The sequence below is a fragment of the Endozoicomonas sp. ALB091 genome, from assembly GCF_049310265.1.
Classification (GTDB): Bacteria; Pseudomonadota; Gammaproteobacteria; order Pseudomonadales; family Endozoicomonadaceae; genus Endozoicomonas.
The window spans coordinates 225,123-247,343 of record NZ_JBLYNQ010000003.1; the positions used below are offsets into that span (position 1 = coordinate 225,123).

The window sequence follows — 22,221 nt, forward strand, 5'->3', positions numbered from 1 at the left end:
ATGAAGTTTACCCTGACCGGCACAGGCAGCGTGAAAGGATGCCCGGTTTATGGTTGTGACTGCCCCGCCTGCATTAAAGCCATCATGGACCCTTTTCTCGCTCGCCGCCCGGCTTCCGCCATCCTGGAGTCCGACAATGAAATGATGCTTATTGATGCAGGGCTTACGGATATTGAAGATCGTTTTCCAGCAGGCTCCCTGAAACAGATTATTCTGACCCATTACCATATGGATCATATTGCCGGTTTATTCAGCCTGCGCTGGGGAAGTGGCCTGAAAATATCCGTGACCGGGCCAGACACCTCGGATGCCCCGGAAGAGCTGTTGAAACATTCCGGCATTCTGGATTTCAGTCAGACAGTGACGCCCTTCGCTCCCTTTACTGTCAATGGTGTCAGGATAACCCCTGTTCCCCTCAGTCACTCACGCCCAACCATGGGCTATGTTTTTCACCGTAATGGCAGGACACTGGTCTACCTGACGGATACCCTGGGACTGCCAGAGGAGACCCTCACCTTTTTTACCAGCAATCCGGTCAATGTCATGATTATTGACTGTAGTTACCCTCCGGACATGTCAGCGTCTCCCGGAGCTCACAACAGCCTGAATGATGTTATGGAGTTGCACCAGAGGATACAACCATCACGCACGATTCTTACCCATATTGGCCATGAGCTTGATAACTGGATGAATACCAATCCGTTACCAAAAAATATTGAAGCTGGCCATGATGGGTTGGTAATCACCCTTTAGGCAGGAGCATGTTTATGAAATATCCGGGTTAGGACTATGGGCAGACAAAACGCTGGCCATCAACTATGTTTAAGCATGCCTCAATATCGATGACTGTGAGTCTTGACCGCCTGTTGGGATCACGGTGATCTGGAGTTATCAACATGTCTGATTACACCGAGTTGATGGGTGAGCTGCTGGAGCTTGGCGTCAATGCAAACCCTGCATCGCCCTATACAGCCTGTATTCTTGATGCCTCTGGACAGATACTGATTACTGCCTGCAATGCCTGCCATATCAGCCCCCTTTATTCTGCGGAAGGGCTGGCGCTTCACCTGTTAGCCAGTGAGTTTGACTGCCAGCAGAAACAGCCCTTGATAATGATCACCACTGCTGAGCCCGATGACCTGAGCCTGATGGCGATCTACCGGGCTCACTGTCAGGGAACTCATATTGATGAGATCACCTACGGCGCTTCCCGCGCTGTGCTGAAAAAATTGTGGCCATCTGACCCAAGCCAGGGACTGGCTGAAAGCCTCAAGCACTTTCCGGATGAATTCTCCACTGGCTTGAACATTCATGGGCAGGTACTGGCAGACGAGTGTTTAGAAGCCTTTAAAGAAGGCAAGGACATGTTTGATCGAGGTGATGACCCAGTGCGTAGCATGGATATTGACCAGTACTGGATGGCCGGTGACTGGTTGATTGATGACTGGGAAGAGAATCTCGAATAGTGCAGAGAAGCGTTAATACCCACACATAATCACCCCGTCAATCATCCTGCCTTCAGTAGCGACTGCCTTCACCGCAGTCCCTGACATGACATATGGGTATTCAGACAATCCATAACAAAGATTTCAAATGAGTTGTGTCAGGTGGGGAACTTTATGTAAAAAGAGTGGTCAGAAAGCTAGAGTTCCATAATTCAATAATTCAATGGATATAGCTACTGTTTCCGAGCCAATATATACAGTTTCGTACCACGTCTCTTATTTTCAAGATACCGCTTTTTCTGAATCGGGCAGATTTTGTCAGGCCTTCTCCCGTGATGTTGCAGAAACAGCTACTGTTCCATGCGCTGTGTCCACTAATGAAACTCCTGGGAACTACCTTCAGCAGCCAACGGTGCATTTTCATAATCCACTTGAGGATCCCCGGTTTGAAAAAAGATCGATAGTCATCGTTTATAACCCTGAACATCACTTGCCAGTCAGAATGGGGCTGAAGAAGCATAATCATGCACCAAAATATATTCCCGCTAATGAACGTTTTTCGATCCAGTCTATTTTAGGTATTGGTTCATCAGGTGATTCAGCCCGGTCAAGAGATAAGGTCCCGGATGCAAGTTCCACCCTGACAGTGAAGCGCAACAGGAAATGTTGTAAAGATCCTGCTGAGGCAGAACGTCAAAAGGAGCGTAAAAGGGCGCGCCAGAGGGAGCGTTACCGGAATGATCCCGAGTTCGCGCAGCGCAAAAGAGAGCGTCAAAAAGAGTACTACAAGAATGACCCCAATTACGCACAACAACAGAGGGCGCGGAAAAGAAATCCTGCTTACCTGGCACTCGCAAGGGAACGCTACAGGGAGCGCTGCAAAGATCCCGCTTACGCAGAGAAACAAAGGGAGCGCTTCAGAAATTACCAGAGAGAACGCTACAAGAATAATCCCGATTATGCAGAGTATCGAAGGAAGATCCAAAGGGAGTATCAGAGGCAACGCAATCAGGCGCGCAAGAAGGAAACACTATCATAATGTTATCTTTTGAACATAGCGACAATGAATATGTATCAACACATTGAAAAGTGGTTCCACCTGACAAAAAAGATGACTCAAAGATGGAACTTTTAGCCATATAACATTGACAAAGAGAAAGACCAATAAAATACAGGGTCAATTTTTTATGAGCAACCCGATATCTGCTAACAAGACATTAAATAAAATAGCTAACCCTAACGATGATCAACTTCACCGAAGATATTCCACAACGGTACGGAATAAAGAAAAACACCTGAGATACACCCCTTATACCACCACACGTCAAATATTTACAAACGACCACTTCAACTCAAGACAACATCAAACCAACTTATCACAAAGACAGATGGAGATTAATTATCAACGTTTTAACCATTTAAGTGTTCCTTGTGGCTTACAAAACACTTCTAATGACAACCCAAGGATAAAAAGTAACATCTCTAAAACTATGCACCTCTATTTTTCTGAAGCTGGCATAATAAGGCAACCACAGTTTTATGAAGAATCTGATAAATTGGCACATAACTCTATGTCAACTAATAGTAGAAATACTCAGTTTACCTATACAAAAACAGATCCTGATTCATCAGATACTTTTTTAAATTCATTCATGCAAAGTGGAGCTATGACGAATAATTTTACAGGTACTGAAAAAAATCCGGAGAGTCAGGTGGTTGCAAATTCAGGTGCCAGAGCAAAATACACTGAAAAGGAAAAGAGTCTTCTCCCCTATCCCTACACTCACTATAGCCCGAAAGTTGGTTACTCCCCGGTGGAAAGATATGCCTTCTGCAATCAGCATCAATTAAGTGAGCCAAAATCTGATCAAATAAATAAAAATTTGTGTAAAGTAAATTCTCTCTGGAAATTTATATTACATAATATTATTCATAATCGAGATAACTCCACTGCCTGGGTAAATATTAGACAAGGTATCTTTGAATTTAAAGATCTCGACAAATTTTCAGAGCAATGGACCACTCACAGACAAAGAACAACCCCCGTCGTCTTTGAAAATATTGCAAGATCAATCAGGAATTATTATACCGCAGGCATAATTACTAAATTTGATCAGTATGGCACCCACCTGCCAAGACTGCATTATCGCTTTAATCTATCGAATCCTGTTGTTGCTGATTATTTTAAAACCATAGGACTCATGCGTTGAGTAAAGTCAAACCAGGAGCCCCCACTCGTAGGCTTGCTCACGGCCTCACCGGGAATGGAACTGCCCTGACAAACCATGAATCCTTGACACTGACCACCAGTGACGGCAACACTGGAGTGCTTGAGTTATAACCCCACAAAGACGAATTTATGAAAATAACAACAATTATTATCAAAGTGAGTTAAAACCCTTTGTCAGTGATGGCTGCAGCCTGTTTCCGAATGGCACATTATCCCAGCCTGATCAATGGTTGCACTGCTGTGTTAGTCATGATTTTACTTACTGCCAGGGCGGCACCGAAGAAGGCCGATTACATTCAGACCAGACATTGCGACAGTGTCTCAGAGAAGCGGGCCATCCCCGGATTGGCGCTGTAATGTATGCCGGAGTTCGGTTTGGCGGCAGTCCATTATGGCCCACACCGTTCCGCTGGGGGATTTGGCTGGGAGTATCCACGTTTTTATCGCCCATTGTCTTCAGAGGAACTTGATCAGGTTGAAACCCTTTCCCTGCAGATGGAAATAATGGAAAAGGAGTAAACCGATGAAGTTGACCTGGCATTTATCTGTATCTGAACATTGTTGGCTGGGAGAAACACCCTCAGCGACCGATTGCTTTAAAAAGGTACCGGGTATTGACGGAATACAGCATTGATCTCGCCCAGCACCTCTTTTGATAATTTCAGCTGGCAGGCATCAATATTTTCCTTAAGCTGCGTCAGTGAACTGGCTCCGATAATCGTCGATGTTACACCCTCTGTTTGATATACCCAGGCCAGTGCCATCTGTGCCAGGGAGAACCCATGGCGCTTAGCTACCCCATGATAGCCTTCAATCGCCTTGTGAGTCATTGGGGTATTGCGGAAGAGACCATTTCTCTGCTGAAAAGACCAACGGGAACCCGACGGAATCTGTCCATTTCGGTACTTGCCAGACAGCACTCCACCGCCAAGTGGCGACCAGGGCAGATAAGCGACATCATTTAATACACAGGATTCCAATACATAGGGTGAGTCCTTGGCATGTATTAAGCTGAACTCGTTCTGGATAGATACCATCCTGGGCAAATCATACTTCTCACTCAGCCGCACATACTCACCAATGCCCCAGGGCGTATCATCTGAAAGGCCGCAATAACGAATCTTCCCCGCTTTAATACAATCATCCAGCCCTTGAAGAATATCCACCATTTCCGCTTCCTGCCGCGCTCGATCCACCTGGGTATGGGGAACCATCCCTGGCCAGTGTCTGGCAAAATGGGGAGAGACCCGGTTTGGCCAGTGCAGCTGGTAAAGATCAATACAGTCTGTATTCAGGCGTTTCAGAGAACCTTCCACCGCTTCTTTAATACGCTGACCACTGATTGGGCTGCCATTACGTATCCACGGTAGTCCCACACCGACAATTTTCGTGGCAATGACAACCTCATCACGCTTGCCCGGATTGGCCCGGATCCATTCACCAATGCAGCGCTCAGTTTCACCGCTGGTCTGCTCATCAGGGGGAACCGGATACATCTCGGCCGTATCGATAAAGTTAATTCCCTGGTCCAGCGCGAAGTCAATCTGCTCTAACGCCTCATTCAGAGAGTTCTGCTGTCCCCAGGTCATGGATCCCAGGCAGACCTCTGTCACCTGCAGTTCACTGCATCCCAGTTTAATTTTTTTCACTGACCGACTCCCCGGTATTTTTAAGGGTTAATGCATATTACAGTAATAGAAAAACACAATCAGGAGAATAATCAAATCAACACTGCTGACTGGTCCTGGTGAACAGCAAACTATTGCTCGGCAATGCGATAAAGCAGCTTAATAAAAGCGTCTGTACTTTTCTGGCTGGGGGACTCAATCCCGAATTTATTATGAAAATAGATGGACAGCTGACAATCCCTATTGCCCAGCATAACGGTATAGCCATCATCCATTGACTTTGCGGTAACACCTTCCAGGAAGTAGCCCCCGGCCACCTGTTCACCCTTGTCCAGAATGCGCGCAAATGCCAAAAGACACTTTTGAATATCGATATGTTGATCCACTGACTGACTCCTTCAGAAAAGCAAGGCTCCCCGCTTACGTAATTTTCAGGGAGGCATAGAGAAAACAGTGCAAGATAAACACCACAAGAGTGACAGTTGCTCTCATGGAAAGGTAAGACTTTACCCGACCATCGGCCAAAGGCTCCGTATGAACGCACTCAATAATCAGTGTTGCCAGATAACCGATGGCAAGTAACACCAGCATCTGATGATTCGCCAGCCCTGCCAGAAGCCCTCCGAATACCGAGAGTGCAATGGCATTACTGGCCAGTACTTTAAAAATGCTTCTGGATTGATTCTCACTGTAGACGGCCTGCCCCCATAAAGAACCGGCCATAAAGCTACTGATAATGATGGAATAAATAATGAACAGTTGCTCCCCTGTATTATCAAACAGAGACTGGTCCCTGATGGATAGAGACAGCGTAATAATAAAAGGCATTATCCCAAGCCAGGCAAGCCAGTACATGAGTCGTTGAAAGCGATCCACTCGGTTCTCCTTTGGTCTCACAGTGATGTCTAAACATTCAACCTCACAGGTATAGGGCTTATTCTGCCAGCGAGCAAGGATTCTCAGCCAGATGTGGCGAGCCACATCATAAAAAAAGGGAGCTTTCATACATATTTTCACTCAGCTTTTGCCAGTAAAGGTGAGCTACGCCCTATCTGTACGAATGGTCAGATCGAATGGATCATGCCATATCATTGCTCCGGGTTTATTAATGCTGAATGAATGTGTTAGCCTGAAATGGATACGAATCAGAATAATAGAGCCGATAAAATGATTAACCAAACGACCTTTAAGGTCGCAGCGGCCTGCCCGGTTAAAGAGAACTCTGCTCAGCGGATGCGTTGATCGTGAGTGGCAATGGCCCGTCAGGTTGACCTTTATCAGGGACTGATAAACGGGAGCCTCTGTCGTGTATATTCTGCGGTTGAATACTGCTGGCCAGCCTGTTGAGTGGCTTACCTGGCAGGAAACAGTATGCCTCTACTCAAGAGAGTTGGTTCGCTGGAGCCTGGGAGATATTATTTACCGGATCCATGGCGGCTATAACCGGTGGCATGGAGATCGAACGATTATCGAACTCCCCAGTATCGTTGCCTGTGGCGGTAAACGGCTTTTTCCCTGCCGAAACAATCCAACCCTTACCAATTTCTCACTGTTTGAAAGAGACAATCATCAATGCCTGTATTGTGGCCGTTTCTTCAAAACAAGGGAGCTTACCCGGGATCATATTGTGCCAAAATCCAAGGGAGGCGCTGATGACTGGATGAACGTTGTTGCTGCTTGCCGACGCTGTAATCAGTTTAAAGGAGACAAGCTGCTGGAAAACACCGAGATGTCACTGATTGCCCTGCCCTATCGACCCAATGCTGCCGAATATCTTGCCCTGGTCAACAGCCAGCGAATCCTGCCGGATCAGGCTGACTATCTCAGAACCCAGTTTTCCAAAAACTGTCGCTGGAAAAGCCGTAATCGCAATACATCATCCAGAATATTGCAACCCATTTAAATCGTCAGCTGAAGCCCCTGTCTATGTACAGGGCTCCGGTGTAAACTCCCCGCCCTGTTCATTTTTTTGTATTGGAATCAGCAATGCCCCTGAATCTCGACAACGATGGCTACCTGGCCAACCTTGACGAATGGAATACAGAAGCTGCCACAGAGCTGGCGGCGCTTGAGGGTATAGTGCTCACTGAAGCGCACTGGGAAGTGATTTACGCGCTGCGGGCGTTCTATCAACAATATGAACTGGCCCCAAACCAGCGACCTTTTGTTAAGCATATTGCCAATACCCTTGGCAAAGACAAAGGGAACAGCCTCTATCTAATGACGCTTTTTCCTGAAAGCCCGGCCAGAGTTGCTGCCCGAATTGCCGGACTGCCCCGTCCTACCAACTGCTTCTGACCGTCAAAGAAGCTACTCTGCCGGGAAATAGAAGGCATACTCACATCTGTAATATGGGCAGATGGAAACCAAACCACAACAAAGTCCTGCTGATTGATGACAGTGACACCAGCCACTGCTCAACAGGACACGGTCGGTTCTCAATGCCTTATTTTTCCGGGCTTACCTGCAGTTGATCAACATCCTCTTTGAGTCTGGTAAAGCCAACGGCTTCCACAGCCTCCAGATAACCAGAATCATTTTCGCTCTTGCCCTGAAGCAGGTTGGCGGCAATTCTTCCGTAGGTCATGGCTCCTTTGGCACCGACTCCGGACATTCCGGCGATCACCACGAAGTTGCTGTCCATGTCACCGGATGGCGCGACCAGCTGGGAAACAATGGGTACCTCAGTACTGGTCAGGCTATAGACACAGGAAACATCGTCAACCAGTTGCAGATCCTCATCGTTCACCGGCACCCCATGCATGCGTAAATACCGACCGGTGTTCTCAATGCTCCAGCGAATCTCCTCTTCGGACAACGCCTGGTGCCAGACATCGTCCAGACTGTTGATGTCGCTGCGCTGGAAATGGCCGCCAATCTTGATGACCGGATTTCCATCTGCACCAGAAGATTCAAACATGGAATAAAAACTCCCCTCCCGGGTGCCAGCGGAGCTGTTAATCACCGGATAGGCGCGTCTCAATTGACTGCGGGCGTGATCCTCAAGTTGATGATACTTCGCCGGACTGATCTGCAGGAACGCAAGAAATACCCGCTTTGGCGTGATCAGTTTATCCATGTAGGGTGCCAGCTCAGTTAGCAATGGGCCGGTGTGAGGACCCGAAGCGCTGACGATCTGGCTGGCTGTCAATTTCCTTTCAGAACCTTGCGAATCTTTGCTGGCAATAAGGTAGTGGTTACCCTGCCGTTGGATATCGCTAACGGAAGCATTGTAAACAATTGTGCCCCCTTTCAGTTTAATGGCCTTGTGCAACAGTGAAATCAGTGCTTCAGGATTAAGGGTGCCTGAGTGCTCATTGAATTCACGATGCAGAAAAACCCCCTCCGGCAGCTGGACACCAAACATCTCCATTCCCTCCTCCGGCGTTAGAGCTAATTTGTAGTCCACCTTTTGTCGTTCAGAGGAAGCAATAATGGCATCAGCCGCTTTCAGCGGCCTCATATAATTGACGGGTGTTGTCTGGTAGACAGCAGACATCGAGATATCGTCGCCCTGATTACCGAGATAGTTGACCAGCGTTGCGGTTTCCTGAACCGAACGGTTGTGGAGGTAAGACCACAGATCGCTGCCCAGGTTGTTGCTTCTGGCAATACGTGTCAGCCCTTTGCTGGAACCCTGACTGTATTCACGATCCTGTTTTTCCAGCAGGATAACCTCTTTGCCGTCCCTGGCCAGCTGCCAGGCAGCGGCGCTACCCATCAGCCCACCGCCAATAACAACAACGGCGTAGTGCTTTTCAGCGGTTGTTGTACCCCCGGCCTGGAGCTGACCACTGAAGAAGACAAATATCGATGTGAGTACTAGAGAGAATACGGTCATATTTCCTCCATGAAACGGAAATTAATATAGTTAAAAGTTAGTTTTTTTAATTGGACAATCCGTCCAGCAAAAGGTTCCATCGACGGGCATTTATTTAGCTGCAGTCAACACTCCGCCCCCCTGATAGGTATCAGCATTAATGCCCCGCCATTACTACTTTGCAGGCTCCATAAAGCGGAGCGACAAACTGAGCGTACCGTACAAACTCCCAGAATGTCGGCTGCCAGCTTCTCAGTTCAACTTGCGGTGGAGTTGTGACGGTAATATCCAGGCTTTTGAGGGAGAAACTGCGTGATTCATATCGCCCCGGGCTGAACAACCCCCATAATGCATACCATTGGCAATCCGGAGCCGCAGGCTCTGATGCACAGGGCTGGAAGTAGAACGGCATATTTTTCAGATTCATAGTTACCTTGAACGTGTATCGGCTATCAGGAGCCAGATAATCTTCGAAGCTCAACGCATCAGGGGAGAATAACAGTCGCCCCGGATAATAGATGAGCCCGGGTAAATAAGTCCGGTAAATTGCTGCCCCGGCTCCATAATCGAAACTGAGCTGGTAGCGTGTCGAAGTTCTGAGGGTATCACTGGCCCCGCTATCTGGCGCGGGGTCCACCAGCAGCTGGATATGTTCATCAAAATAGGTAGTGGATTTCAGCCGCTCTCCCAGCCAGGTGGATTGGTAAAGCTGCACCCTGATCAGTGGTGATGTTTCGGCAGACATGGTTGATAACGACAGATCTTTGAAGGTGTAACTTGCCGTGTCTTCGACGATTAATCCACAAGGATAGCCCCTGGATTGATAGTCCCCGTTCAGATCAAATGCGCCCCCCCACACAATGGCTGACGACATATCGCCATCAGGGAACCAGAGAGTATTGGGTGGACTGGATAGAATTCGCCGATCGGTGAGCACCTCAAAACTGACATTGTCAAAACCGTTCAGGCGACATTGCAGGGAGGCAGGCTGCCACAGATTATTATTGCGTGTGTGAATTTGGTAGGCATTCTTTGGGTCATTAATATTCAGCGTTGGTTTCAGCCGAACCGAAGGCGAGCGTAAATTACTGACCGACAGCTGCCCTTCTTCACCACGTATCAGGTCATAACCAGTGGCCGGGCAAAAAAGGCTGACCGACAGCTGCTCTTTTTCACCAGGTAACAGGTCATAACCATTGGCCAGACGCGTGATAACCCCGGGTCGGCCAGGACTCAACTCAGGCGAGTCTTTTTTCACAAATTTCACGTTATAGACCAGTTTGCCCATGCCACAGGGACTGCGTCCCTCCTGGGCAACATCGGCGTAGCAACTTCGGGCAACGTCCCTGCAATTCCTGGTATCGGACTGACGTCGATTTTGTCCGGTGGGCGTTTGTTGATCACATACCCGGTAAGTCCCACAGATAGCCGAATCCTTAATCAGTCGGCAATCTTCCCACTTCCAGATAAGGTCAATCGGGTAGTCCAAAATGCCCCCATACTCCGGGGCCGGAAGGTCGCGCAACCATTGGACGGCCTGATCAGGGTCTGTTTTTTTCAATGCATGCCAGGCGGCTTCATCCAACGGATCCGGATAGCGAGTCCAGGAGGATTCGGCACTGCCACACTGCAGGTACTCATGTCGTACATTGCGGCTTTGATCCAATGGCAAAATCTTTCCGGGACAGGCAAGGCTTATCCGTGGTCCTGAATAGAAGGGGAACAGGTTCTTTTCAACACACCGGTTCTCAGGGCGGGGCGGAGTGACCCTGTCCATACCGGGTCGGCCGTTTCTTGCCGGTGAGCCACGGTTTGCAGTACGGGGGCGTTCATGGTCCCGATAAGCAGGACGACCACTTGTCAGCGTAGCCATCCACCCGGGTTCAGGTGGTGGCGGTATATAAGGGGGTGCAGAGGGTACATTAACCGACGGCCCCAACCCCATTGTTGCAGGAGTGACCGAGGATGGAGAATGAGGGGAGGCATTCACCGGTGCTATACATCTGTTCGCCAGGGCCAGAAAAATAAACGTCTGAGCAGGAGCAGATACGATCTTGCGCGTAATCTTGTGAAGAGCGCTGACAGTCCCATAAGCACAATCCAGCACTGGGCTTAGCCAATTTGCAGGGGAAGCAGGTACTTCTGATGAGTTGGCGGATGTTGCTATTTCTGGTTGAGAAATGGTGGGACTGGCAGTAGTAGTTAACATGGTCAATTCTTCATGACAGTATTACACGTGATCTCTAGAAGATGTGCCAATTATGATTTTCTGACACATCCAACATGGAATTCTGACCATAGGGAAAAGTTTTAGTTCACTGCCAAATGAGGAATGTTCTGAACCGTAAAATCATTACGAAAAATCTGAGAACATATTCTTCAGCCGGTCAGTAGTACGAATCTTTTTCTGTTTCTCAGAAGAAAAGTTCCAACTTTTTTCTGACAGATTGGTTTACAATGCTTGCGTCGTAATGAATCGCCTGCTGAGACTGGAACAGCTTCACGTTTACGCTAAAAAATAATTGACGAGGATTTAAAATTGGATATTAGATCTGACAACAACACGCCACCCACATTTAATGAACGACCCACTGAAGCACTACCCCCATATCAAAGAGCTGCAAGAGAAGGTTTTTTGAACGCCTTAGACTTTCTTCCCCGGGATATAGCCTGTGTAGAAGCGAAGGAAATTATTAAACACCTGCTTGATAAGTATCAGATTAGTATTAGTGAATTAGCTGGAGCTCATTCTGGCTCGCATTTATCTGAACGTAGTGTGAGTATCCCAACAAGATTATCTCCAATCAGACAACTGATGCAAGCAGATGAAAATACTGATTTGTTAAAAGGTTTAAACACACTGGTAAAGGGATTTAACGAAGAAGTATCTGAATTTGAGAAAATAATCGATAGTAAAAATCAAAAGGAAATTACTGCCAAGGCTCACGGCCTGACCAGAATTGCCACTCAGCTCAATAAAAGATTCTTTCACCATTATGATTACAGACCTAATTTCCCACAAGCCACACTGGATTTATTCAAGCTTGTTACGATGACCCCCTCTGATTTCAGCCGATGTTCCAAAGCGATCTATCGATTGTTCGAGAGTACTGGTCAGTGCAGCAAAACCGAGGGGCCTACTGATCATCAAAAAAAGGCACTCACTGAATTTTGTGACAAGCTACTCAAAGCAACAGCTCATGAGAACTATGCCCACCAGAGAGATATTGAATATGGACGTAAGTACTATGCCGACCAGATAGATATTAAATTTATAAAAGAGGAGCTGGAGAATGGGTATTATCCGGAATCTTCTTCCAATACGGTAGCTAACTTCTGCTCTACCGTTATTCTGTTTACCCGGGACGTAAAAGTTTTCCGAGATACTCTGGATGCATTATTCACATTGTATGAATTCACACCATCCGAAGCACCATTGAAGGAGATTCCAGAGGATCTTAATAAAACAATTAATGAATACGCCACAAAAGCAGATGGGTTTGATAGTTATCGTCAGTAATCGGCGTTCCAACTTTTTGCTGACATATTGGCCTATTTTGAGCACGTCGTAATGAATATCCTGCTGAGGCTGGAGCAGCTTCAGGTTGATGGCAAAGCATAATTAAGGAAATCCCAGAGGAACTTAATAGAGAAAAAGGAGAAAATTGAATCATTTCATGCACGATGAAAAAAACAATCATTCTTCTGAAAAGTCCGGAAACATATGCTTTAGCCGGTCAATAATTCCCAGGGTGTTCTTTTGCCCCCAAACATTTTCATCCAGAAATTTCTGCACATCTTTTAAAAACAGCCTCACCAATACGTGCAAGAATTTTCTGGGCTGACAAACCGTGCTGCTCACTCCCGGTTGAGCTGGCATCTGATGCATTTTCAACAGGAACAGCTGATGGAGCTGGGCCTAACATATTCCGCAGATATGCCACCTTTTCACTATCACTCCTGTCACTGTGTATCGTTTTGTGAAAGATGTTGTGAGTATCGGTTAAAATTTCAGCGCTTCTGTCAATGATATATTTTTCTCTTTCGATCTTCAGATAGGGAACATGAGCATATTTAGCTGGCTTTGTGTATCTTTCGCTTATTAAAGGTTCCGGAATTTCAAAACATTTAAAGCTTATTGGCGTCCATTCTGGAACATCCTCAAAACATCCGCCATAAAAAAGACTCAACGCCTCAAACACGGTATCAATATGGATCTGATCTCTTTTACTTAATTCGTACAGACACTCATTAACCTTCCGGCTTTGCACAAAAAAACATTTTGCTATTCCTCCTGTGACGGCGGAATCCTTCCACCTCATCAGACCCAATGCATGGTCAATATCATCCCGGGAAAGTCCATATTCACGCATTTTCACCTTTACTGACGAACAGAAACGAGTAGAGTTGTAACTATCTTGATCATTCACTAAAAATACCGGGCAAATCGGGGCATTAGCCAACTCAAGCTCTACGTGTTGCCGGATCAAATCAGCAACGGCCAAATGCACAGGTACGACCGAACTTGCATCCGGTTCTGCATCTATCCCTATTTGCAGCGTATCGTCCTGATTACTTTGGCACAGCCGATGTGCATCTAACTCAGCCGGGGGTATTTGCCTGACGCCCCTTGGCCCAAAACGAGCCTCTGGTGAAGAAGGTTTAGAAGCATCCGGTGAATGGCTTGCCAGGGAAAGGGCATTGAATTTAGCCGAAACCTCTAATTGAGCCGGGAATTCAGAGTTCATCCAGCCTGACCCTTATTATTGATTACATCTTTAGACTCCCTGTATTCAATTAAGTTCTCCGACATTACAAAATGAAAATCATTCTCTAGAATCAGCTGAAAGAGAAATAGAAGGACTCTGTGAGTATTTCATGACGTGCTTGCAATCGGTACTGACCCAGTTGTTATACCTGTCCGGCGGCGGTTGCAATATATTGGATAATTCAAATAACTATTCACTCCAGCAGCAAAGGTAAAATTTATGGAACCAGCAGCTTTGCAACAGCAATTGGGCGGATCTTTAATTCGCGCATCAAATGCCGCATTTGGCATAAAGAGCCCGGACGGGCATGTATATACCGCAGATGACAAACAGGCGGCATTAGGACGGCATACTGTCAAAAAACTCAATATATCAACAGGCTATCTTGCAGGCATGGCCGCTAAAGGTGGTATTTCAGGTGCTTTGGGTGGTATTGCTGGCGTTACCTTTGTTGGTCTTACCAGAGCCACTGGAGAGTTCTCATGGAAACCTGTGGCCATAGCGGGAGCAGCGGGTGCAACACTGAACGTATTGAGAGCCATCGCCAATGCCAGGCCCATGACGCCACTGGAGCATGCCAGCCAGGAACTGGAGCAGGCCATGGAAGATGAAGCCTATCTGCTCAATCATCCGCTGGATCAGCCTGACCATGAATACAGCAGCGATGACTTTTTGGTTATCAAATATATGACGAATAGATACCAGGATTCCTGGAAGTCACTCTGGCTATTATGGGCAGGTATTCACACCCACGATCACCAGAGTAACTTTAATAAAAGCATGAATGAGTTCAGCGCTGTGTTAGAAGGTGAATATGGCGTGAAGAAGGAGGATATTAGCAACGTTATTGCCAGTATGGGGGATATCGACTCCCCGGAAGCTGCAACAGAACTTCCGGATTTCAAACGATTGATGACGAAGTTTCCTGTCCCGGCAAAAGACCAGGAAGATCTTGCCAGGCGGATGTTTATCTTTAACCGCATCATTACGGAAGATCTGGACAAACGCCAGAGTCGCCCGGTCAGTGAACTCTACCAGGACCTGCTCAAGACCAGGTACAGCCACTACAGGGAGTGCCTTGGACAGGATAAGATCCGATTGCAGGAAGATGTTTGTATTTTGCGGGGAGTTGAAAGAAATCACTCGGCTCCGGTATCAGGTCCGTCTGCAACCGGAACTGCTGAAAGCTAGCACATGGTTTCAATGAGTCGGGTGTCGGCTCCTTATAGGAGCTGGCCTGCGAAAGGCTTGCTTTCTGGTTTCGCAACTTTCTCGGGATTGTGGGAACAAGTCCGGTCGTAAAAAAAGGCTCTTTGCCGGAGCAAGGAGCCTTTGGTTTAACTTTAAGCGTGTTGGTGTTGAACGTGCGCGCTTCCCAGGCGTCTTTGGCATCCTGCATCGCGATGCTGTTGTTCCACACCAGTTCACCAAAGTTCAGGGTTGTGGTGGCTGCCAGACCGTAGCGGTCAGAAAGTTCAAATTTTTCCTTAGTGACTGTATTTGTTGCAGTAACATAGTCACCGTTGACTTCATATTCACCACCAAAACTGATGCTAAAGAAGCCGTCATCACTCAGATAGTTAACTGCCGGACGAACCATGAAGCTGTTATGGCTGGAATCAATGTCAACAACACCCTGTAAATACTCGCTGCTGTTTTCGAGTACGCTTTCGGTATCACCGTAAACAGTAGAAACTTCGGCAGTCCAGTTGCCCATCTCGCCGATAATACGAGCTTGACCAGCATCACCACCACGACCACGGCCCTCTTTCGCCATATAGTAATAGATGCCGCTACCAATGCTGTCAGCGCCATCAGCATAAAACAGCGCAACGTCTTTACCCAGCGGGAACAGATTCATGGCTTCGTAACGGCCAATCTGGAATGCCCAGCTGTCTTTTCGGCCAAACATTACTTACAAAAAGTTGACCCAGCTCAACATCTTGCAAATGTTTCATAAGAAAATAGTCAAACAACAAGGACTGTTGATTTTTTAGTTGCTCTTATAGAATAGTTACATCGCTTTTCGGGTCTTTAGACATTGACAACACACCGAGAATATCAACAAGGCTCAATCCATTTAGTCTGCCAGGGCCAATAAAGCCATATCACGGCCAAGCCTACCTCCTTTCCGCCTATTACTTATTGATCATGGACGCCTAACCTCATAAAGTGCCTGCCCTTCTCATGACCAGCACGGAAATGTCATGAGTTATATCATCAGTCACCGGGGTCCTTAATGAAGCAAACCAATCACTTCGTCGCTGTAGAAGCCAACATTGCTGCGGGCAAGTCAACTCTTCTTCCCAAACTGGCAGCAGAGCTGGGCTGGGACGCCATTCAGGAGCCTGTGAATGACCCGGAATTTACACGATTGCTTCAGGAGTTCACAGACCACCCAAATGATGCGGTTAAGCGTATTCAGTTTCAGGAGTACATTACCAATCGCCGGGCCAGCATTGTTGAGCAGTTGCCCACTGACCGCAACTATCTGATTGAGCGCTCCCTTTACTCTGATTTGATTTTCACCCAGGCGAACTTTCTGGGGATGGTCAAACCAGATGAACGCTATATGCTGCATTATTGTGAAATCCAGCGCAGACTGAAGGATTATCCGGTGATCAGCGCGGTCATTTATCTCAGAACCGCTCCGAACATTGCCCATAGCCGTCTGATTGAGCGGGCAAGAAGTGCCGAGGATGGAACTCCACTGACGTACCTCTGCGATATCCATAACTATCATGAGGCCATCCTGCCACAGATCTGCCGCTCAATGGGGACACCATTAATCACTGTGAACTGGGATGATTTTGGCTGCGAAAAAAATCTGGCAAAACAACTGCTGGAAACGATTCAACCGGGCACGCTGAAGCCTGCAGTCTGTGATGCACAAAACCATCATCTGTGAGAGAAACATTCAGAACATGGGGAGGAACAGAGTGCGCGACTGTCATGATTAAAGGATCGAAAAGATTGACAATCGAAAAGCAGCCAGTATTGGTGAACGCTCTTGACTTAACAGAGCTACAAACATCAGAATCAGAGGATCTTACACCAGCAGCCTTAGTCTGAAGACTTTCAGTCTGACTTTTGTGTTGTGATCTTGCAGATTCAAGTTCTGTTTTCATGGTTGAGGGTATGTATTCCCAAACTCCGGGGTTTGCGTCGATTGCTGAAGCGATAAAGGCAGGGTCATCTCCAAGCCAACGACCACCAGACACGAAAGCATAAGGATTATGTCCGATTAAGCCCAGCAAATAATTGCGATCCTTCAATAGTTCTTCCTTGACATGAAACAAGACACCAATATCATCAGCAATTAAGGTTTCAATAATGCTTTTATCGCTTCGGATTCTTTCACTTGCATGACGCAGAGCATCCGAACACTGTGCGACAGCGGCCCTTACAACATCAACATTATCCTGAAGATCCGGGCTTGCATATTCCAGCTGTTTGCCTTGTTGAGTGACTGCGGCCATGACGACATCTCTGTCATTCTTCAGTCCTCGGCTAACATATTGCAAGTCATTTGGGTGCTTTGCAATGGTTGGTAATACAAGGTCTTTATCATTTCGAACCCGTCGGCTGGCATACTGCAGCCCTTGCTCCAGCAGGGCACTCCTGATCTTTTCTTTATGACCCGGAAGTGGCTGACCCGGTGGAACCTGAAACGCCAGGCGGTAACTCCAACAAGATGGTTCGATAATATAGTATTGATCTTTCAAGTCGTCATACACAAGATCAACCAATTGGGTAGCGTTTTTGCAATTTGACAATAATAAAAGATGATGTAAGAGTTTCCTGCGGGTGTCCAGATCGATCTTATCACTCGCAAACATTTTCTGAAGTTGGTCATCCGATTTAATCACCAACCATTTTAACTCTTGAGCATGATCAATAAATTGTTGGTGGTATTTGCTTAATAACGAAGAGTAGCTGGAAATTTTGTACAAAGAATCATAGACCAATAAGAAAAGACAATGGTTGAAGGCGAATCTATTGGCTTCTTCTGAAAAATCATTGTTAAGGCGTTGTGCAAGAAAGTTAAAGTTCCACTGATCTCCTTCAACAATGGGTCTGTCTTTGAGGTGAAGATCCAGATTACTCATACCACATAACACAGACAGCAGTTTTTCAAAGGCCTCCTGCATGGTTGACCTTAATTTCATTCGGGGGCATTCGACGATAATTTCTCCTGCTACGGCATTGCAACTCAGCTTGATGCCATCAGCATCCTTATCCAGTTCGACCGCTTTCAGTAACTGCGCCAAAAACCACATGCGTTTCAACTTGCCAAGTTTATCACTGCCATCAGGTTTCTTAAAACTGTCAGAAACTTTCAGCCGCAAGATGCGTCCTTTCCCCCCCTCTGCGTGTTCAAGTAGCTCGATAACGCACACATGACTTCCTAACACCAGATTAACAATCAAGGCATCATCCATACTGACGACAGTCCCTGATTTTCCTATATCATTGAGGAGCTGTTTGCAGGACGGATTTAATAGCGGTGTCTTTACAGCCGAGCCACCCGGAGTCGTGCAATCAACATAGGTGATGCACCGTTCATTAGAAAGCCTGCCCTGACCAGAATCCACAGTGACCGATCCCAACGCCTCAACAAAGCGCTTATGGAGGGCAAAAATTAACTCATGGACACTCCGGACCTGCTCAGCCTCCGAGGGATTGAGTGCTTCAAGGCTGGATTGTAGCTGATGACAGGCTGACACCCACTGACGAAACCTTCCCACGGGTGGCAGTGATGTTTCAACGGCATGCAATGGATGGATGATGGTGTTTACCGTTGAGGTGATGGTCTGTTTCAGCGTTTCGAACCGGGTGATCAGCAGCAGTGATTCTGCCAGCAATGACTTGACCCGGTCTGAACTGCTGTCACCCGCCAGCAGCAAGAATGCGCGGTAACCGTCCAACAGTGCTTCAGCTCCATGAATCAGCCGGTTTACACTGTCCCTGGTCTCTGCCACTAAATGTGCTCGTTGTGGCGACATACTCAGTTTGATCGGGTGTGCCAAACAATCCAGTCCACCGCCAGGGGCAAAAAGTGCCAGCAGGCGGGCATTTTGATCCGAGAGCCAGTGAAAACCGCTGGCGACCTGACTGAATGTGCCTTCCGGGAGGGACAAATCTTCCCATGACGGGATGTCTCTTGCTAACGGCACATCAGAAAAAGCAGAGGACAGACTCCCGTAACTGACCAGTTTTCTGCTGAGGTCACCGGTAACAACAAATGCACCGGGCTTACCGTTAAAGCGGGCGCAGGCCAGCGTGGCCTGTTGGCCAACCTGAGCGACCACTGCCGGGTACTGGCCACCAGCCACCATTAAGGGTATTTTTTTCTGTCTCAGGAAGATCCCCACATGGTCATTCCGTCCTCCCGCGGCAACGGCAAAACCCCCTACCCGTTTCAGAAATTCAGGCTCAAGCATCCACTCTTCAGCGTGTTGGGCAACGACAATGGCTCCCTCTGGCATAGTGTCTGTGGCTTGTTTATTGGCCAACCAGAGTGATCCGGTGCAATAGCCTTCACTGACGCCCTCACCACTGGCCAGGGTCTCTTTGGGTATGGGCATGGCAAACTCCATACCCCCGGGAAGCCGGGTAATAGGGCGCACCTGCAACAGGAACAGGCGACCCTGATGATCGATGGCAAACTCCACATCCACGGGGCAGAGCAGCAGGTCTTCCAGCTTGGTCACCGCTTGCATGAGTTGTTCAATCTGGTCATCACTGAGTCGATACCCATCACCGTCTGATTGTGCATCAGTATCAATCGCTGTTTCCGAATAGCCGTTATTATCTGTGTTTTTGTCCAGGATGAAGTGACTTGAGATGGTCCCGCGAATGTATTGGGCGTTGTAAGCACCTTCTTTGCAATCCTTGCGCACAATGTCGATGCGGTGGGGCGTGTTACCGGACTGCCCTCCTACTATGCCTCTGGGCTGACCGGATGTGTACTCAACCCTGACGGTATTATCACCCTGAAGTGATTGAAAGCTCATGGCTACACCACCATATTTGCAGTTAATGCACTTTTGGATAATCAGTGCCATGGGTTGTGGTATACCCCCGGAACATAATTCAGGCCGGTAACCTGAGGCCATGACTTTAAGGCAGGTGCGCAAAACATCATCTTCTCCCTGAACTTCAGAGAGGTATTTGCCCGCCTGGGCATCGCCGTAGTTATCTTCGTTGATGCCAGAACTGCGGACAATAACCGGCTGTGATCTGGATATTCGGTCACGCAGAGCCCTGATGTGTTTGGCCGCTTCAGAATCTTTAACCTGTTGGTAAAAGTCATTACTGGCGACAAATATTGCCAGACCTGCCAGCCAGTCATTCCTTTTGGTTTGCTCTGAAGGTGGCAAGGCATTGAGATATTTCCTGATGTTCATCAGACTGGTCTCTACCCAAGGTTCACTGGTAATGCCAGAGAGATAGGGAGCTAAAAGACGGGTATCCAGAGGGTGTTGCTCAAGAGCATTCATTACCTCAGCGGTAACACATTGGAACGGTGGGACAGACAATCCTATTTCCTGCATGCGTCGCAAAAACATTCCCTTTCCCCCAAGTTGTTCCCGGTTTGGCGGGGAATGGTTCGCCTGATGGAATGGTGATGACACATGTGAACTGCACAGACGCTTGGCTAATGGATTGTTGACGGCAGGATTGCCACGGGGATCATAATCGTTAATATACCTTCTGGCTGGCCTGCTGCCCCCGTCGGATAAATTGAGGGACCTGGTATCAATATTTGGATTCGTTGCCGGGTTTTGATAACCCAAATAATGAGCTTTAACATGAAACATTTAGAATCCCTCTAACATAAATATCCATGAAATTATGACCAGTGTTTTAGTTTTTGAATGATGATATAGCCAGGAATCTGTATATGACCCTAAATTGGACAAAGATATTGTTATAAAGTTCACAGTAAAAAATTAAGTCCATGCTCTCTAAAAGGGCATAAAAAAACAGACACTTACCAAACCCGTCGTAAAGCATCGCGAAATCGGGCGGAGATATAAGACAGGAAGGCCGGGCAGCGCAGGCATGGAGCGTTCCGCAATGTGGAATTTTATGCGATAACCAAGCCCGGGCGGACCCACCTGTTCACTGAGCAATGAACGGTGGAACAGAAACGTTCCTGGAGCGATCTAAGAGCCTTCGCCCAGGCGGGGAGTGTCAGGTGACAGTGTCTATCAGTTAGAGGTCATGGAGTGGATTCTCAGGCCAGGGTGAACTGAACAGATCATTCAACAATTGTTCATCGACCTGATCAACGGTGTTAAATTTCCATTGGGGATTTTTATCCTTGTCAACCAGCCGGGAGCGGACACCTTCGCAGAAATCGCCCTTAAGTACCGTATTGACGGACAGAGCCAACTCACTCTGAAGCGCCTCTTTAAGGGACATGTGCCGTGCTCGCTGTAACTGTCGATAGCCAATGGCTGCCGACAGTGGCGAACCATGAAGTGCGGTTTTTCTGGCGGCCAGCAGCCAGTCATCATCGGTCTCAAGGCTATCAATGGCGGTCATCACATTGGCCAGTGATGGTTGATCCATCAGTCCGGCAATTAAATCCCTGTGCTCACGCACCTTTGAATAGGGTAGCCACCCGGCACTTTTTTCCCGGTATTTCTGCAGGACAGAATAAACGACAGCGTGGGCTTCTGAAGCGTTCCAGTCTGCTTGCTGCAAAGACTCCAGAACATTGTCACAAAATGCATGATCAATAAAACGGTTAGCCAGGCCAACATAGATCGCATCAGCCGCATTAAGCCGACAGCCGGTCAACGCCATAAACAGGCCAAGCCTTGCGGGCAGATGGCTCAGGATCCAGCTGCCGGCAACGTCCGGATAGAGGCCAATACTGATTTCCGGCATGGCCAGCATGGAGGTATCCGTCACTATTCTGAAATCAGCCCCAGCCATCAGGCCAATACCGCCGCCCATCACAATGCCATTACCCCAGCAGATAACCGGCTTGGGATAGGTGTGAATCATGTAATCAACACGGTATTCTGTGGCAAAAAAATGACCGGGCACCTCAGGCTTGCCATCAATAACCGCCTGCCTCAGCGCCCGCACATCACCACCAGCACAAAAGGCCTTTTCACCGCTGCCCTGCATAAACACGGCCACAACATCATCATTGTCACGCCAGTCAGAAAATTGCTGAAGCAACAGGTCAATCATGGATTGATTCAATGCGTTCAATGCTTTTTCAGCATTCAGCGTGATCAGGCCAATCTTTTTATTATCCCGGGCATTCAGTTCGGAAAACAGAACATCAGCGGCCATATTCGTACCT

General features: G+C 47.6%; 17 protein-coding genes. 8 read left to right on the forward strand and 9 right to left on the reverse strand.

Translation table 11 applies throughout. The annotated features are described in order from the left end of the window. From phnP to ACO6UX_RS03960, 4 genes are all read left to right on the forward strand, one after another. Window positions 1–753 (forward strand): phosphonate metabolism protein PhnP, encoded by a 753-nt coding sequence (gene phnP / locus ACO6UX_RS03945; RefSeq protein WP_422445057.1) that lies wholly within the window; start codon window positions 1–3, stop codon window positions 751–753. 143 nt (window positions 754–896) lie between these two features. Further along, the gene (locus tag ACO6UX_RS03950; protein ID WP_422445059.1) at window positions 897–1,466 is read left to right on the forward strand and encodes a hypothetical protein; all 570 of its coding nucleotides are present in this window, start codon (window positions 897–899) and stop codon (window positions 1,464–1,466) included. A gap of 391 nt (window positions 1,467–1,857) precedes the next feature. Further along, window positions 1,858–2,484, forward strand: a complete 627-nt coding sequence (locus ACO6UX_RS03955; RefSeq protein WP_422445061.1) for a hypothetical protein — start codon at window positions 1,858–1,860, stop codon at window positions 2,482–2,484. A gap of 148 nt (window positions 2,485–2,632) precedes the next feature. Beyond that, window positions 2,633–3,655, forward strand: coding sequence for an ETS domain-containing protein (locus tag ACO6UX_RS03960; protein WP_422445063.1), 1,023 nt, complete (start codon window positions 2,633–2,635; stop codon window positions 3,653–3,655). 616 nt (window positions 3,656–4,271) lie between these two features. Here the strand turns inward: ACO6UX_RS03960 and ACO6UX_RS03965 are convergent. From ACO6UX_RS03965 to ACO6UX_RS03975, 3 genes are all read right to left on the reverse strand, one after another. After that, a complete protein-coding gene (locus ACO6UX_RS03965) occupies window positions 4,272–5,324 on the reverse strand; it encodes an aldo/keto reductase (RefSeq protein WP_422445065.1) in 1,053 nt (350 codons plus the stop codon). 110 nt (window positions 5,325–5,434) lie between these two features. Continuing rightward, the gene (locus tag ACO6UX_RS03970; RefSeq protein ID WP_163372621.1) at window positions 5,435–5,689 is read right to left on the reverse strand and encodes a DUF3081 family protein; all 255 of its coding nucleotides are present in this window, start codon (window positions 5,687–5,689) and stop codon (window positions 5,435–5,437) included. 34 nt (window positions 5,690–5,723) lie between these two features. Next, on the reverse strand, window positions 5,724–6,179 hold the full coding sequence (locus ACO6UX_RS03975; protein ID WP_422445067.1) for a DUF3429 family protein: 456 nt from the start codon (window positions 6,177–6,179) through the stop codon (window positions 5,724–5,726). A 430-nt stretch (window positions 6,180–6,609) separates the two neighbouring features. Between ACO6UX_RS03975 and ACO6UX_RS03980 the strand changes: the two genes are divergently transcribed. After that, window positions 6,610–7,206, forward strand: a complete 597-nt coding sequence (locus tag ACO6UX_RS03980) for an HNH endonuclease (protein WP_422445069.1) — start codon at window positions 6,610–6,612, stop codon at window positions 7,204–7,206. 83 nt (window positions 7,207–7,289) lie between these two features. Next, entirely contained in the window at window positions 7,290–7,601 is a 312-nt protein-coding gene (locus ACO6UX_RS03985) for a TusE/DsrC/DsvC family sulfur relay protein (protein ID WP_101745945.1), read from the forward strand. Between the two features lie 148 nt (window positions 7,602–7,749). Here the strand turns inward: ACO6UX_RS03985 and ACO6UX_RS03990 are convergent, their stop codons facing one another. Then, window positions 7,750–9,144 (reverse strand): NAD(P)/FAD-dependent oxidoreductase, encoded by a 1,395-nt coding sequence (locus tag ACO6UX_RS03990; RefSeq protein ID WP_422445071.1) that lies wholly within the window; start codon window positions 9,142–9,144, stop codon window positions 7,750–7,752. A 136-nt stretch (window positions 9,145–9,280) separates the two neighbouring features. Continuing rightward, window positions 9,281–11,332 carry a hypothetical protein gene (locus ACO6UX_RS03995; RefSeq protein ID WP_422445073.1) on the reverse strand — a complete coding sequence of 684 codons (2,052 nt, stop codon included), beginning with the start codon at window positions 11,330–11,332 and terminating at the stop codon, window positions 9,281–9,283. Between the two features lie 330 nt (window positions 11,333–11,662). Here ACO6UX_RS03995 and ACO6UX_RS04000 point away from each other — a divergent pair, with 330 nt between their 5' ends. After that, window positions 11,663–12,643: a hypothetical protein gene (locus tag ACO6UX_RS04000; protein WP_422445075.1), complete on the forward strand. Its 981-nt coding sequence runs from the start codon at window positions 11,663–11,665 to the stop codon at window positions 12,641–12,643. Window positions 12,644–12,899: 256 nt separating this feature from the next. Here ACO6UX_RS04000 and ACO6UX_RS04005 read toward each other — a convergent pair whose 3' ends face one another. Both ACO6UX_RS04005 and ACO6UX_RS04010 read right to left on the reverse strand, forming a co-directional pair. Then, the gene (locus ACO6UX_RS04005; protein WP_422445077.1) at window positions 12,900–13,871 is read right to left on the reverse strand and encodes a hypothetical protein; all 972 of its coding nucleotides are present in this window, start codon (window positions 13,869–13,871) and stop codon (window positions 12,900–12,902) included. A 1,066-nt stretch (window positions 13,872–14,937) separates the two neighbouring features. After that, the gene (locus ACO6UX_RS04010) at window positions 14,938–15,804 is read right to left on the reverse strand and encodes a carbohydrate porin (protein ID WP_422445079.1); all 867 of its coding nucleotides are present in this window, start codon (window positions 15,802–15,804) and stop codon (window positions 14,938–14,940) included. A 327-nt stretch (window positions 15,805–16,131) separates the two neighbouring features. Between ACO6UX_RS04010 and ACO6UX_RS04015 the strand changes: the two genes are divergently transcribed. Beyond that, a complete protein-coding gene (locus ACO6UX_RS04015; RefSeq protein WP_422445081.1) occupies window positions 16,132–16,800 on the forward strand; it encodes a deoxynucleoside kinase in 669 nt (222 codons plus the stop codon). Here ACO6UX_RS04015 and ACO6UX_RS04020 read toward each other — a convergent pair. After that, the gene (locus ACO6UX_RS04020) at window positions 16,682–20,716 is read right to left on the reverse strand and encodes a PEP/pyruvate-binding domain-containing protein (protein WP_422445083.1); all 4,035 of its coding nucleotides are present in this window, start codon (window positions 20,714–20,716) and stop codon (window positions 16,682–16,684) included. The two genes, ACO6UX_RS04015 and ACO6UX_RS04020, sit on opposite strands and share 119 nt — an antisense overlap. A gap of 397 nt (window positions 20,717–21,113) precedes the next feature. Beyond that, a complete protein-coding gene (locus ACO6UX_RS04025) occupies window positions 21,114–22,211 on the reverse strand; it encodes an enoyl-CoA hydratase/isomerase family protein (RefSeq protein WP_422445085.1) in 1,098 nt (365 codons plus the stop codon). Between the last annotated feature and the right edge of the window lie 10 nt (window positions 22,212–22,221).